The organism is Chryseobacterium sp. (assembly GCF_041914225.1).
GTDB lineage: Bacteria > Bacteroidota > Bacteroidia > Flavobacteriales > Weeksellaceae > Chryseobacterium.
Map to the genome: position 1 here is coordinate 94,449 of NZ_JAYSDT010000005.1, position 14,372 is coordinate 108,820.

General features: G+C 37.7%; 17 protein-coding genes and 1 pseudogene. 6 read left to right on the forward strand and 12 right to left on the reverse strand.

Going from position 1 to position 14,372, the window contains the following annotated elements:
- Positions 1–11: 11 nt before the first annotated feature.
- From pgl to ACE3RB_RS04060, 3 genes are all read left to right on the forward strand, one after another.
- Positions 12–722, forward strand: a complete 711-nt coding sequence (gene pgl, locus ACE3RB_RS04050) for a 6-phosphogluconolactonase (protein WP_374463028.1) — start codon at positions 12–14, stop codon at positions 720–722.
- Positions 723–1,410: 688 nt separating this feature from the next.
- Positions 1,411–2,076 carry a TetR/AcrR family transcriptional regulator gene (locus ACE3RB_RS04055; RefSeq protein WP_374463029.1) on the forward strand — a complete coding sequence of 222 codons (666 nt, stop codon included), beginning with the start codon at positions 1,411–1,413 and terminating at the stop codon, positions 2,074–2,076.
- A 640-nt stretch (positions 2,077–2,716) separates the two neighbouring features.
- Positions 2,717–3,355 (forward strand): TetR/AcrR family transcriptional regulator, encoded by a 639-nt coding sequence (locus ACE3RB_RS04060; protein ID WP_374463031.1) that lies wholly within the window; start codon positions 2,717–2,719, stop codon positions 3,353–3,355.
- 67 nt (positions 3,356–3,422) lie between these two features.
- On the opposite strand, the gene ACE3RB_RS04065 is transcribed toward ACE3RB_RS04060, so the two are convergent.
- The 9 genes from ACE3RB_RS04065 to ACE3RB_RS04105 form a co-directional block, all read right to left on the reverse strand.
- Positions 3,423–4,106 carry a peroxidase, FMP-type gene (locus ACE3RB_RS04065; protein WP_374463032.1) on the reverse strand — a complete coding sequence of 228 codons (684 nt, stop codon included), beginning with the start codon at positions 4,104–4,106 and terminating at the stop codon, positions 3,423–3,425.
- Positions 4,107–4,129: 23 nt separating this feature from the next.
- Entirely contained in the window at positions 4,130–4,948 is an 819-nt protein-coding gene (locus tag ACE3RB_RS04070) for a hypothetical protein (RefSeq protein WP_374463033.1), read from the reverse strand.
- 18 nt (positions 4,949–4,966) lie between these two features.
- Positions 4,967–6,421 (reverse strand): ferritin-like protein, encoded by a 1,455-nt coding sequence (locus tag ACE3RB_RS04075; RefSeq protein WP_374463034.1) that lies wholly within the window; start codon positions 6,419–6,421, stop codon positions 4,967–4,969.
- A gap of 4 nt (positions 6,422–6,425) precedes the next feature.
- Positions 6,426–6,659 (reverse strand): GMC oxidoreductase, encoded by a 234-nt coding sequence (locus ACE3RB_RS04080; RefSeq protein WP_374463080.1) that lies wholly within the window; start codon positions 6,657–6,659, stop codon positions 6,426–6,428.
- On the reverse strand, positions 6,590–7,819 hold the full coding sequence (locus ACE3RB_RS04085) for a hypothetical protein (RefSeq protein WP_374463035.1): 1,230 nt from the start codon (positions 7,817–7,819) through the stop codon (positions 6,590–6,592). The genes ACE3RB_RS04080 and ACE3RB_RS04085 overlap by 70 nt, the downstream gene beginning before the upstream one ends.
- Positions 7,785–8,477, reverse strand: a complete 693-nt coding sequence (locus ACE3RB_RS04090) for a hypothetical protein (RefSeq protein WP_374463036.1) — start codon at positions 8,475–8,477, stop codon at positions 7,785–7,787. The genes ACE3RB_RS04085 and ACE3RB_RS04090 overlap by 35 nt, the downstream gene beginning before the upstream one ends.
- Positions 8,474–8,920: a hypothetical protein gene (locus ACE3RB_RS04095; protein WP_374463037.1), complete on the reverse strand. Its 447-nt coding sequence runs from the start codon at positions 8,918–8,920 to the stop codon at positions 8,474–8,476. The genes ACE3RB_RS04090 and ACE3RB_RS04095 overlap by 4 nt, the downstream gene beginning before the upstream one ends.
- Before the next feature lie 446 nt (positions 8,921–9,366).
- Positions 9,367–9,792, reverse strand: a complete 426-nt coding sequence (locus tag ACE3RB_RS04100) for a RidA family protein (RefSeq protein ID WP_374463038.1) — start codon at positions 9,790–9,792, stop codon at positions 9,367–9,369.
- Positions 9,793–9,946: 154 nt separating this feature from the next.
- Entirely contained in the window at positions 9,947–10,549 is a 603-nt protein-coding gene (locus ACE3RB_RS04105; protein ID WP_374463039.1) for an FMN-dependent NADH-azoreductase, read from the reverse strand.
- A 116-nt stretch (positions 10,550–10,665) separates the two neighbouring features.
- Here ACE3RB_RS04105 and ACE3RB_RS04110 point away from each other — a divergent pair, with 116 nt between their 5' ends.
- Both ACE3RB_RS04110 and ACE3RB_RS04115 read left to right on the forward strand, forming a co-directional pair.
- Entirely contained in the window at positions 10,666–11,022 is a 357-nt protein-coding gene (locus tag ACE3RB_RS04110; protein ID WP_232719900.1) for a helix-turn-helix domain-containing protein, read from the forward strand.
- A gap of 105 nt (positions 11,023–11,127) precedes the next feature.
- Entirely contained in the window at positions 11,128–11,724 is a 597-nt protein-coding gene (locus tag ACE3RB_RS04115; RefSeq protein ID WP_374463040.1) for a Crp/Fnr family transcriptional regulator, read from the forward strand.
- Between the two features lie 15 nt (positions 11,725–11,739).
- Here the strand turns inward: ACE3RB_RS04115 and ACE3RB_RS04120 are convergent, their stop codons facing one another.
- Positions 11,740–12,582, reverse strand: coding sequence for a universal stress protein (locus ACE3RB_RS04120; RefSeq protein WP_374463041.1), 843 nt, complete (start codon positions 12,580–12,582; stop codon positions 11,740–11,742).
- A gap of 23 nt (positions 12,583–12,605) precedes the next feature.
- Positions 12,606–13,055 carry a MarR family winged helix-turn-helix transcriptional regulator gene (locus ACE3RB_RS04125; RefSeq protein ID WP_374463042.1) on the reverse strand — a complete coding sequence of 150 codons (450 nt, stop codon included), beginning with the start codon at positions 13,053–13,055 and terminating at the stop codon, positions 12,606–12,608.
- 201 nt (positions 13,056–13,256) lie between these two features.
- Here ACE3RB_RS04125 and ACE3RB_RS04130 point away from each other — a divergent pair.
- A pseudogene (locus ACE3RB_RS04130) lies at positions 13,257–13,610 on the forward strand (DUF488 domain-containing protein).
- A 19-nt stretch (positions 13,611–13,629) separates the two neighbouring features.
- On the opposite strand, the gene ACE3RB_RS04135 reads toward ACE3RB_RS04130, so the two are convergent.
- Positions 13,630–14,372, reverse strand: a 743-nt coding sequence (locus ACE3RB_RS04135; protein ID WP_374463043.1) for an MFS transporter, incomplete at its 5' end; no start/stop codon positions are given.

Here is a 14,372-nt window from a genome sequence, read left to right on the forward strand (position 1 = left end):
ACAGACAAAAAATGAATATTACAGTATTTGACGATCTCGAAAAACTGTACACGAAGGCAGCAGATGCATTTGTTGACCTTTCAAAAAAATCTATTCAGAAAAAGGGTAGTTTTGTGGTGGCATTGAGCGGAGGATCTTCTCCCAAAGCCATTTTCAAACTACTTGCAACACCGGAATATAAAGATCAGATTGAGTGGAATAAAATCTACTTTTTTTGGGTTGATGAACGTTGGGTTCCTTTACATGATGATAAGAGCAATTTCCGTATGACAGATGAAACTCTTCTCAGTCAGGTTTCTGTAGATAAAAATCATGTATTTCCTATGTATGCTGAAGGAATCAGTCCCGAAGACTATGCGGAAACCTACGAACAGCAGATCAGGAATGTTCTTGGTAATGAGGGAACTTTTGATTTTATCCTTTTAGGAATGGGAGATGATGGACATACAGCTTCTCTTTTCCCCGGAGAGGCCGTTTTGGAAGAAAAAGAAAAGTGGGTCTCTGCTTATTATCTTAAGCCGCAGGAAATGTTCAGGATTACTTTGACAGCACCTGTCATCAACAAAGCAGAAAATATTCTAGTAATTGCATTTGGTGAATCCAAAAAGCATGCATTGAATGAAGTACTGAACGGTGAATACAATCCGTCTCTATATCCGTTACAGCTTATTGAGAAGAAAGAGGGGTTTCAGTTTTTCACAGACGAAAAAGCAAAAGGTTAGAATAGCTTAAACTTTATAAAAATGAGACTGTCCTCGGACAGTCTCTCTTCATATCAACTATTTTGATACCGTACCGTCGGTAACAATTTTCTACAGATTAAATCAAAAATCAGAACTAAAATTAAAAACAGTATCACTAAAGAGCTAATGATACTGTTGCATTGTGCTTTTACCTTAGTTGCATTTTTCGAAATTTTTATTTTCCATCCACATAGTGTTCTATATAAAATGGTTATTAGTTTGAAGCAAATATACAAAATAAGACACTATGTAGTGTCTAAATTAAAAAAATTGAAAAAAAAAATGTTAAATTTTTAAAGTGGCAGGTAAAAACCCTTTCATACAGCGACTTTACATACATTTAAAAATCAGAAAAGTCATATCTTATCAAATGATCAGCTACAATATCTTGCAGAATATTCATAACTGTTAAAAATATCTTTAATAAAAGACAGCACCATTACAATGATAATAATGCTGTCTGAGTAATGTTTTACCTCAGTTATTGAATATTAAAATACTTTAACTGAGGGAACTAACGGTACAATCTGATCTCAATCAACCTCACAACTTTGATTATCCGTTTAAATAAAAATGGTTATTAGTTTTTGCAAATATATACATTTAGACACTAAAAAGTGTCTAAAGTGAAAAAAAATTCATAAACTTGTACGATTGAAAGTTTGCCATGGAAAGAAAGTCAGTAGCAGGAAGCATTCGGAACAAAGAACGTAGTAAAAAAAAGTTCCTGGATGCAGTAGGGAAAATACTGAGAACAAAAGGATATACCGCCTTGAAAGTAAGTAATATTGCTGCAATAGCCGGAATAGATAAGAAAATGATCTATTCTTATTTTGGGGGTCTGGATGGTTTGATTGATGAATATCTCCTGTCGCAGGATTACTGGAGTAAAGCAGCCACTGAAGAAGTTGAAAAAATATGGCTGCAATTAGATGACGGAGGAAAATCTTTCATGGAAAAAATGCTTCCGGCAAAATTTGATTATGTGCACACTAATAAAGAGGCACAAAAATTACTTTTATGGTGCTTATCCGAATCCCGGAAATCTTTAAAAAAACTCAACGATGCCCAGGAGGAAAACGGAGAATATATTTTTACAATGTTGATGGATCCCTATTTTAAGGATAAAACTGAAGATGTACGTTCTATCCTTGCCATTTTGGTTTCAGGATTGTATTACCTGAATATGTATGCTGCGATGAATGGGAGTATTTTCTGTGGAATAGATGTCAATACCATTAATGGAAGAGATAAAATCAAAACAGCAATCTCATTTCTGCTGCATCGTACTTACGAACATTTGCAGGGTTCTGATAAAAAAACAAAACATTAGAAATCTAATGGTCTGTCTATAAAGTTGCGTTTCTACCTTAGTCGTTTCATTTCGAAATGTTCTTAAGTAAGGGAACTCAATAATACAATGTGACTTGTTTTATTTTTCAACCTGATAGTGTTTTAAATATATAGATGGTATTAGTTTCTACAAATATATAAAATAAGACACTACTAAGTGTGTAAAATAATAAAAATTTTATTGTTTTTATTTAATGTATTGATTTTCAGTGTAATAATTTTATTGTTGTAAATTAATTCTTACTTTGATGAACAAAACAGGTTTGGTTTTATCCAATTACAGAAGTAATTTTTATACTTACCTCAGTGTTGTCAAATAAGAAATATCTATACAAAAATATTTTATTTTATATCAAAAACATTTTCAGAATTAAGACAAACCACTATGAAAGAATAATCCTGTTTTTGTCTTTTTTCCTCATTTGCTGATGACAGAAACATTTTAAGCTGAGGGAACTAACAATACAATCTGAATAGTTTTATTTTTCAAATCTGACAGTGGTCCTGTCTGTTCAATGGTATCAGTTTTTGCAAATATAGACAAACTGATGATATTAGACACTGTGTGGTGTCTAAAATAATAAAAAAAATTCTTAAACTTGTATATTGAATGTTTAGTCATGGAAAGAAAGTCAGCATCAGGTAGTATCAGAAACAAAGAACGAAGTAAGAAAAAGTTTTTAGATGCCGTTGGGAAAATACTGAAAACTAAAGGACATGCAGGGTTGAAGATTAATGATATCGCTGCTACTGCAGGGGTAGATAAAAAAATGATCTATACCTATTTTGGCGGAATGGACGGCCTTATGGACGAATATGTCAGAACACAGGATTTTTGGGTAAAGGTAACCAGCGAGGAAGTGGAAAAGATGAAACCGAATCTTGAAGATGGAGGCAGAGAGTTTATCGAGCATATGCTGCTTTCCCAGTTTGATTACGTATATGCCAATAAAGAAGCCCAGAAACTATTGTTGTGGACTATCTCTGAGCCCCGGAAATCATTAAAAAAACTGATTGACACTCAGGAGGAAAACGGAGAATATATCTTCAAACTATTGATGGAATCACGTTTCAAAGATAAAATGGATATCTATCGTTCTATTATGGCTATCATGGTTTCAGGATTGTATTACCTGAATATGTTTTCGTCTCTGAACGGAAGTATTTTCTGTGGTATAGATACCAATACTCCTGAAGGACGGGAAAAAATTAAAAAGGCAATATCTTTCATGGTAGCGCAAGCCCACGATAATCTTTAATCTATCATAAAGAACATAAAAAAGGGACAAACTATTGTCCCTTTTTTTATTTGATACTTATGGTAGTCTATCCTTTATGGTAAGGACAGCCGGAAGCTGCACCGGCATTTACTCCGGTACTAAAGAACTGCTCTTCAATTACTTTTCTCTGCTCTTCAGGAATATCTTCTATTTTACGGAGCGTGTTCACCTGAATGTGCGGCCAGCTCGTGGTACCACCGTCATTTCCGAAATCAAATTCGAAAAATACAATCTGCTCATATTGCAGTTGAAGAATCTCTTTTCCATTTTCAATCACTGTTTCAATCCACATATTCATATCCACTTGAACGGTCGGGACAAAACGGTTAACAAACGGGACATTTAAAATTCCGCCCTGCGCTCCGGTTTTCATCTTGGAAGACATTCTTATATGGACATAATTGCTGACCTCCTGACCTCTTAACGTATCTCTAAGTCTTAAATCCGGCCGTACAGAATAAGGATACAGTTCATCAGCCAGTATTCTCTGGGTGTAAATCTTGTTTGAGCCAGGATCATTATCATCATTAAGTGTTTCATGCACCCATTCCGGGGCCGGTTTGTCAAGATCAATAATTTTTTCCGGCGTTACTCCGGCATTTCCCATGGTACGCGAAATTGAAAGATGATTGGTTTCCCATGCCTCTTTACCATAAGGGAACTGTGGTGAACCTTCAATTAAATAATATGTTGTATTATCTTTATTCTGAGGAATGATATCTCCAAGCAAAGTAATAGTGCTTCCATGCGGAATTACTCCGCTTCGGAGATAGAGTAGTCCGGGATAAAATAAGGACCATCAAGTCCTGCTCCCGGCTTTATTTCCTGGGCGGGAATGATTTCATAATAAGGCTGTCCTGATTTCAGCTGACTCTGAAGAATGTACTGCGGGTTTGCTTCGCCGTCCGGTGTTATCCTTAGCAAAGGCTCATCCCTGTATTCGCCGGTATATCCATACTTGGCATCTTCTGTTGAAACGGCATGAATACCACGGTCTCTTTCAATAGATTCTTTGGTAGCAGCATGATTATAGACATCGCTCAGCCAAAGATACATTCCGTTTTCTTCATGAATAGGAGTGTATTTTAAAGCTTCCTGCCCCTGCACGGCAGTTACACTTTTAATGCTTTGCTCATATTTAACTGCTCCGCAGAAAAGTTCACTGGCACCGCCACGGTTACGTACACCGCCGGGAACAATGGAAAAGGTGAGCTTCTCAATATACTCTTCACTGGTAAAAGCGAATTTTCCGGGAATTGTTCCCGGGTTCGTTCCCGGAGACGGCATAATTGTAGTATGGACACCGCTTGCCAGTGAAGGACTGGTAACATCTTTATTGTAGTTCACATTGTAGCTTACCCATGTGCCATCCAATGCGGCAAGGATTCCGTAATCTACATTGTTTTCAATGGACTGCAGATTGTCTTCTCTGAATGGCCTTACCGGATCATCAATAAGCAGCTTGGAATAGCCATCCATGAGTTGAGCCAGATTAATCTGATTTTGGCCCGGCATTCTGCGGAACAGCTGTTCTCCTCCTGCTTCAGGACTCTCTTTTTTTCTTTTAAGCATGATATTTAGTTTTTATAGTTACAGATCGGTGTATTTAAATGTTGGCCCTGCATTAGTCTGAGCATCCAACGGTTGTTTCATCAGATTAACAGCCTGTTCTTTTAAAGCATACATATACATAATTGATTTTTCAAGCTCTCTCTGGTTACCTTCCACAGCACTTTGTATTGCATCCAGCAGACGTCTGTAGGTTTTATTAAACTCAACACCCTGGGCATATAGTTCTTTGTTTAGCACATAATCTTCCAGCTTTGGATTAGGTTTCATCGGATATGCCTCATTCCAGTCTACCGGAAGGTCTTTTCCTGTAGGCGGTGTGGTTACAGGCATCATTCCGTTTTCATCCATGAAAGGCTCATAGTTTTCTCCCAGATAGAAATGTTCATGGAAAACTTCTTTGAATCTGAAATAATGAGCCAGTTCAACCCCTTCTTCAAACTGAGAAGGATCTACATCGAAAATAGAATCATCAGCTCCCTCACCCTGGCCTTTGATTTCCTGGAAAACAGCAATAACTCCAGTTAAAGCTTCCACGGAATGAAGTTTTCCGCCACTTCCATAATATTGCTCAGGACGGATCTGTTTTTCCGGCTTTCCTGTGAAAATTCCTCCTTTATCTAAGTCCTCGAAGTTCTTTGGTAACGTTCCATGTGTTTTGTAATAAGCAATGATCTGAAAAACAACAATGTAGAAGAATAAAACATCATAATACTCACCAATGGTGTGTACATTTTCCATGATGAAACCTTTCATGTTTTCAAGAGTCCAGAGGTGTTTTTCCTGTATGCCCACTCTTTGAGAGTATAATTCTGAAGTCTCTGTTTCGTAATCATATTTAGGGGCTTTTACAAGAGGTTGGCTTGGGCTTTCTATTGCGATAAATGTTGCAATGCTGTTGCTTGAGAATGTTTCCAGACCTACATAAAAATCAACATTCATGGGTAATTTCATAGGATAAGTAGGATAGTTCTCCTTTTGGTTGACGGAAGGCTGAATGTCGATGGCATTCAGTACATTACAAACCATAATCAGATGAAGCATTTCCTCTACGGCAACACTTCTGATGATTTGTGAAGCCAGAGCATTGGTTCCGTCTTTGATTGAATACAAAGCTGTAAGATAAGGTGGAATGGTAGAATGTTCAATAAGAATTGCAGTTTGCAAAAGGTCCTGCAAAATCGGTTTATAATCAATTTCTGTGATCTCTTTTTTTATTTCTGAAACTCCTGAACCGAACTGAGATTCCAGATAGGCATTAAAATCTTTAATCTGATCATTCAGTAAAAGATGGGTTACGGTTTTACTGTGGTGCTTTAATCCTTCTATCCAGTCTTCTTTGCTCAATGTTGAATCAAATAATAAAGAAGGTAATGAAACAGGTTCTATAATGGCTGCGCTTCTTGCCGCCGACATTCTTCCTGCTGTTAATGTCTCCTGTGGTTGTACTGTTTTATTGATAAGTCTTTGTCTCATATTGTTATTTTTTAAGTTGAATTTCAAGATCAGCAAGGATGGATTCTACCGAACGGATCGTGAATGCTGATAATGTTAAAGTAGGATTTGAAGTTCCCAGTGTGGTCATATTTCCTGCGCCTACGACGTATAAATTCGGGTGATCCCAGGTTTTGCAGTAGCTGTTGGTTACGGATTCTTCAGCTTTAGAGCCATTCTGTGAGTTCCTACAATGTGGCCGGCTCCGTTGTAAGAATATCTTTCTCCATTATATATCACAGAATTTTTGTCTTCCGCAGTATATTTTGTGAAATCCTTAATGTTTAATCTTTTAAACATCTGATCCGAAGCATCTTTTGCCTGCTCCATAGCTTTCATTTCATACTCTGTAAGTTCATAATGAATGACAGGACGCGGAATTCCGAGGACATCCAGATACTCATCATTAATGGTTACCCTGTTATTGGGATTCGGGAGCTGTTCAATTTCAAAATGAAATAATACCTGCTTTGAAAGTCTGTCGGTGAGATTTTCTCTTAATTCTGCCCCAAACTGTTTTTCTTTGATAAAGTAGGCCACATCAGAACCGGGAGAAAATGCCGGCCAGCCCCAGCCCCAGTTGTCAAGCGGAGAGATCCATGCAGAAAAGTCCTTTCTGAACTCTCCGTCACGGAAAGAAGAAATGTTTGTAGTAGAGCCCGGACCTCTGTACGGATATACCGGCTCAGGGAAAAGTCCCCAGGTAAGCATTACCATATGGTCCATCAGGTTTCTTCCTACCTGATCACTGCTGTTGGCTGCTGTTTTTACACCATCTGAAGTCGTGTATCTGGAGTTTAATAAAATCTTTGGATTTTCAAAAGCATTGGCTGCCAGAATGACGACGGCATCTGACGTATCAATCGATTCTTCGACGAAATCAGTTTTTTCTTTTGAGATATATCTTCTCAGATGAACCTTTGAAACTTTATGATTGTCATTTGGATCAATGCTTAATCTGTAAACCACACTCTGTGCCTGAATCTGCATGAATGGATTACGGCTCAGGTTATCGTTATCATTAACTTTATATAAAGCTTTTTTCAATGTTTTTAAGGCATTGTACTTCGCCTGAACAGGACAGATCGGAACACAGGACGCATTCCCTTCGCAGCGTTCGCCCATGTAAGGATTCCACACAGAACCGAGAGCTTTGTATTCTTCTTTTCCGGAGCTGTCTAAAACCAGTTGATATCCTGAATCCTTTGGTTCTGCTTTAATGATCTTTGTTTTTCCGTATTTTGGATTCGGAACGGAATTTCTTCCCTGTGGAGAAGGTACCATCATTAAATGAATTTCTCCTGAACTTAGTTTTACACTTGTCCCTTTAAGTCCCTCAATAATCTTATGATCCATATAGCTCTGTGGGATTTCCTCCATAGTCTTCCGTTTTCTCTTCAATTGGATATTCCTGTTTCGAAACATCCCCGGAAACCCCGATTTCAAACTCAGCCATCTCGTAATAAGGCCTTAATTCTTCATAGCTTATCGGCCAGTCGACAGGAGTTTTCTCATCAGAATCCGGCTTTGGAATCGTAATGCCATATTTTTCGGTAAGTTTGAAATCGTTGGGAAGCATTCTTGGAGTGGTCCCCAGCCAGTGAAGGGTAGTTCCGCCGCCTACTCTTATCGCATCACTGGCAAACGGCATCGGCCCAAACTGAACCAGATAGCCTTTTTTATCCGGATACGGCTGAACAATATGTTCCATATCCAAAACGTTGGGAGAAGGAGCCTGCTTTAAGTTCGGATAAGGAGAGTTGGGAACTTTGGCTTCCTCTCTGTAAAAAGTCCGGATATACTCATTATAAGTGGTCATTGAAGACACGGAATCCAGCTCAATACCTGCTTCGAGGCCTGCTTCGTACATAAGTATGGAAACCTCCTGAATGTTATCAGATTTTCCCGCATCTGCACGATGGATCATTTTTCCTTTGGTTACGTCAAATACATGGTCGGATAATAGCTTTGCGATTAATGATCCTGCGATCCCTGTTCCTACAATGATCACATCTTTTTTGTTATGGGTTGGATTCATGAGTGGGTGTTTACAGGTTTAATATTCCATGATTTGTAGCCAGGCTGTTTTGCTCCCGGCGGATGAGCATGCATCAGGTTCCATACAAGGCCTTCCTTGTAAGAAAGATCATTGATATAAGCGCCTTCCCACGTTCCCAGATACCACATGGTGATTACTTTTCCGGCGATGTCGTTCATTCCAGGGTTGCCAATAATTTCGGATTGAATAGCATTTTTTAATGCTTCCTCACCGGAGGAATTTTCAAGGATATTTTTAGAAACCGTAAGGAATTCTACGAAAGTGGCTGCTTCCAGACTTTTTAGAACATACGTGTAATAGGTTTCTGCAAGTCCCGTTGACTGCAGTTCGTTTACTGTGAACCCGGTAAGCGCTTCCGAGATAGACATGAACACGTCGAAATAATAATCGTCGACGTTGAGAATTTTGTTAATAATATTCATTTCGTAAAAAATTTGGATTCAATATCTTCAACTCCCTTTAACAGGAGATTATCAAGCTGATTGATCTACAGCTGCCGGATTTTCAGATATCACCCCTTTTTCAGAAATGATTGAATGTATTTCAGGCGATCCATAGTATCAGTTTTTGTTTATCCGAAATTAATCACATCCCGGCAGATAAGATTCAGTATTTCTACGTAATTTGAATTAATAATATTTTAATTTTTTGTAACAAACCCTTTGTTGGAAGTATTTTGTAGAGATTTTATTTTCACATAGTTTAGAATTATTTTAAATAATGTGGTATCTTGCCGTTTAAAGGTATCAGATAAAAACAGTGATGATAGCCTTTGATATCAATAAAAAATGCCTGAATTGAATATTCAGGCAGGATTCAAATTAATAAGGCTGAAGGTAAGAATTATAATAGCATTGTATCAGATATTCTAGATGGATGGCTGTTTCACTGCAATTGCATCAATCTCAAACAACATTCCGGGTAAAGCAAGCTGGCTTACAGGAATCAGGGTACTCGTTGGCAACAATGTAGATTTCCAGACTTTCCCGGCTTCTTCTGCCCATATCTCAAGTTTTTCCTGGTTGTGGTCTACAATAAGCAGGGTAATTTTAACAATATCATCAAACATCATCGAATGGCTCTGTAAAACGATCTGTAAATTTTTCAAAGCATCCTGAACCTGAGTTTTAAAGTCATCTGCCAATACATGATTTTCATCTGCGCCGCCACTCTGTCCGGATATAAAACACATTCTGGAAGGAGATTCCACAGAAATACTGTGAGAAAAACCATAAGGAGCAGGGTTAAATAACTCAGCAGGATTGATCAGTTGGGGTTGTTTATTGTTTTCCATAATCTTTCATTTAATAAAGTAAAAATGAGGGGAAAAGATTGAAAAAGTCTTTACATATGTTGAGGGAAATATTTTTTTAATTCTTTATATACTTTCGTGAATAATAAATTCTGATACAAAAAATGCTGTTCGAAGGAACAGCATTTTTTGTTTTTTACTCTACAACAATACTTTCAATCCCTTTTTGCAGGGCCGTTTCCTGAACGACTGGAACAGAAAGTCCTTCTGCACGGACAACGGAAATATCCGTCATTCCCATAAAGCCAAGCGTTTTTTCCAAGTAAGGAATTACGAAGTCGTAAGCCTGTCTTTCCCCTTCAGAATATACGCCGCCACTTGAAAAGGCAAGGTATACTTTTTTATTTTTCACCAGGCCTTCAGGACCGTTTTCGCTGTAGCTGAATGTTTTTCCCGCTCTGGCAATATGATCAAGCCATGATTTCAGTGTGGAAGTGATACTGAAATTGTACAGAGGGGCTTCAATAACAATAATGTCAGCCTCCTGAAGTTCATCAATTACCGTATCCGAAAGCTTAACAATTTCCGACTGTTCAGAAGTCCGGTTTTCAGCTGGAGTAAAGAATGCATTGATATGCGCTTCTTCCAAATGAGGAAAAAGGGGATTAGCCAGATCACGTTTTTTTAAAATATGGTCAGGATATTTGGCTGTGATTTTCTCTACAACTGCATTTCCCAGTTTTTTACTGACTGATGATTCACTTCTCGGACACGAAGTGATATGAAGTACTCGTTTCATTTTTATTTTTTTTAAAATTGATGTTCCAAAATTATCTATATTTACTAATAAAAAGATAGTAGTTACCGAAAGGTTAGTAATAACATTTAGGTTAGTAACAGAATAAAACAGAGGCAATGGAAGAAGAAAAAATAGTGTATTCAAGGCCGCAATGCAGTAACCATCTCTCTGCTACAGAGGATGCATTATATGTTCTTGGAGGCAGATGGACCATTCGTGTAATGATTGCGATTCTGGGAGGACACACCCGTTTCAATGAATTACAGCGTACCATCAAGGGGATATCTGCACGGGTATTATCCAGTGAATTGAAAAAACTTGAAGTTAATCATCTGGTAGAAAGAACCGTAATTACAGATCACAAACCTGTGCTGGTAGAATATGTTCCTACAGAGTATAGTGAATCTCTGAAAGATGTCATTGCTGCTTTGGCAGACTGGGGGACAAAACATAAGAAAAAAATCACTACATAATAAAAGAACAGCTGTGTTGCAGCAAAGTCACTTTTTCTGTGGTATTTGTTAAGTTGCAACTTTGCTTGTACTTTAAGTATTTTTACTCAATTTAATAATGGCAAGATGATCATATGCGAAGAATTATTATTTTCCCACGGAGCCAGTCTGGAAAGGTATGAAGCAGGAGAAACAATTTTTCAGGAAGGAACCGCTGCAAAATACTATTTCCAGATCAGATATGGTACTGTGAAACTGAATACTTTATTGGAAGATGGAAAAGAATTTGTTCACGGGCTTCCTTTTGATGGTCATTGCTTTGGTGAAAGTTATTTATTTACCGGGCATCATTACGCCGTTAACGCAGTTGCGGTAACCAGCTGTGAAATTATCAGGCTTCCCAAAACCAGATTTCTTGAAATATTGCTGGAAAAACCTGCATTAATGCTTGAAATTAGTAAATATACAGCAGACAGGCTGCATTTCAGGTATATGATCTCCAGCTTTCTGGCTATCTCAGATCCTATCGTAAAGCTGGTGAAACTTTTCGACCATCTTAAAAAATATTTTGGATTTGAAGAAGCTTATTCATTCCTTATTCCCTATACCAGACAACAGATTGCGACACTCACCGGTCTCCGGGTAGAGACGGTAATCAGATATGTCAAAAAAATGCAGGAGCAGAAACTCGTTAAAATCGAAAGCTCTAAAATTTATTATTAATTTCAGCCGGCCAGGTTACTTCAGGATGAGTACGGGCTGATGGGTATTCTGGTAAATTCCTTCGGAAATGCTTCTGCTTGCCAGATAGTATAAAAAGCTGTGCTTACCGGGCAAAGCAATAATAAGATCTGCTTCATGAGTGGCTGCAAACGTCAGAATCCCATTAATTACATTTTCATCATGAGAATAATAAATGCTGCTTGGGATTTCCGTTAAATGCTCACGGATATAGTCTTCCAGCTCTTTTTTCTTGTTTTCATCTTCTTTTTCGCGGGTATTGATATTTAAAAAAGACAGATGCATATCCTGCTTATGAATGAGAGATTTGTGATGAAACAATCTTTCTAACCGTTTAATTCCGTTGATATCACAAGGGATAAAGATATTTTTAGCAGGAGTATAGTGATAGCTGTTGGGAACAATTAAAGTTTTCACAGGACTTGTTCTTGCAATGCTTATAATATTGTCAGATACAAAACTTTCGGTGGCAGATGTCTGATCGTCACTTCCCAGAATAATAAGTTCTACAGACGGCTCATCTTTTAAAAGTTCATTGATACTTCTGGTAAGAGCCCAATCACTTAAAATTCTTGAAACCTTAATCTCAGGTGATTTTTCTGTTACAATGCTGCTTAACTGATCAAGTAATGTTTCTGTTTTCTGCAATAGATTGTTGACACTTTCTTCATTCACAAATGAATGCCCTTCTGCAATATGCAGATAGTCAAACTCAGATTCTCCTGCTGTTTTTAAGAGGATAATGTTTTGATAGTCGTAGGTTTTTGCCCAGTCTGCGGCAACTCTTACTGCATTTTCCGTAGTTGATGTAAAATCAACAGGTACAAGGATTGTTCTCATATTGTATCATGTTTTGGTCCTGGTTATTCCAGGTTTGCTGTCATTTTTTTTACCAGTAACAGTGCTTTGCTGATCTCTTCCTCATCAATACCGTCAACTGCTTTTTTATAAAGATCCAATGCCCATGGATAAACAGTTTCCACAATCTCTTTACCCTTCGGTGTTAAAAAGACCTGTTTATTTCTCCTGTCGTTTTTATCAGCTATCCGCTCAACAAGATCTCTTTTTACAAGGCTGTTGATGAGATAGGTAATACTGGATTTGTCTTTGCTTACTTTATTTCCTATTTCCTGCTGGTTGATTCCGTTATAGCGTGAAAGCAGCCCCAGAATCTCGATCAGTTCAAAGGACAAGTCCGGATCATATTCATTAACGGTAGTCTGGATCTTCTGCCGGAGACGGCTTTTCATCTCACTCATTGCCAGGCCAAGCTCCAGAGCCAGTTCAGAAATATCATTCTTTTTTGCAGGCATATTTTTTTATATAAGAGTCATACACAAATGGATTTTTAGCATAACTTATCCTAACAAATATACGAAAAATTAGTTTTAATTAAAACTAATTGAATGTTAAATAATAACCGGAAAAAAATTAAGCTGGAATATACTTTTGCAGGAATAAATTTTGCTGTTGTTTATACAATGAATTTTAAAGTGTCATTTAAAATAGTAATCATGCCTGAAATTGTATTAAAAAGAGTTTATGAAGCTGCGTCTCCGGATGACGGATACCGTGTTCTGGTAGATCGTTTGTGGCCAAGGTGACTTTCAAAAGAAAATGCTGATCTTGATGAATGGGACAAAGACATTGCGCCATCAACAGAATTAAGGCTTTGGTTTCACCATGACGTCAGGCTATGGGAAGAATTTTCAGAAAAATATATGAAAGAACTTCATAAAAGTAACCTTGGGAAAGATTTCCTGAAACGTTATGAGAAGTATAAAAAAATTACATTGCTGTATGCAGCCAAAGATGAAGAACACTGCCATGCCATTATCCTGAAAAAGTATCTTGAAAGTATACAATAAGACATAAAAAAGCAGAGAATCAACCGATCTCTGCTTTTTCTTTTTTAACAGCCTGATGCATCATCATAATAATCCCGAAAAGAAAACATGCGATGATCAGATAGCGCCAGGAAAGATCTTTCTGCTCACTTACCGTTCCGCTTACCGAAATGATAAAGCTTGTTACAGAGGTGATCACGTATACCAATCCACCCATCAGCCCGCCGGCAGTTCCTGCATTTTTAGGAAAGTAAAGCATACTTGTTGTAAAGAACGAGGTAAATAAAATTCCGGAGCAGATATGGATGAAAAACGCGAAAGGAATCATAATAAAAAGGCTCTCCGCAAAATAGCTGGTGATAATCAGCCCTGTGATGAGGATCAGCTGGAGAAAAATAGGCTGTAAAATCCTTGATCTGAAACCAAGAGTCAGTCTGCGCTTCCCGATAAAACCTCCGATCATCCAGGAAAATCCCAGGATCAATGTACAATATCCGATCACTACCGGGGTAAAATGAAACGTATTTTCAATAATAAAAGGTCCGGTAATATTAAACAACATTACAATGGAGTAGCTCAGTCCTAAGATGAAAATTCCCAGCATAAAAATCCTGTTCTTAAGCATCATTTTGTAAAGGCTGATATTCTCTGAAAGATCCAGTTTCTTTTTTTGGGGAAGGCTCTCTCCGCTGAAGAACCATTCAAAAAGGAAAAGAACTCCGGCGTATGCGGCAAGGAAATAAAAATTAGCATGCCAGTTAAATATTTTTTCAAGATAACCTC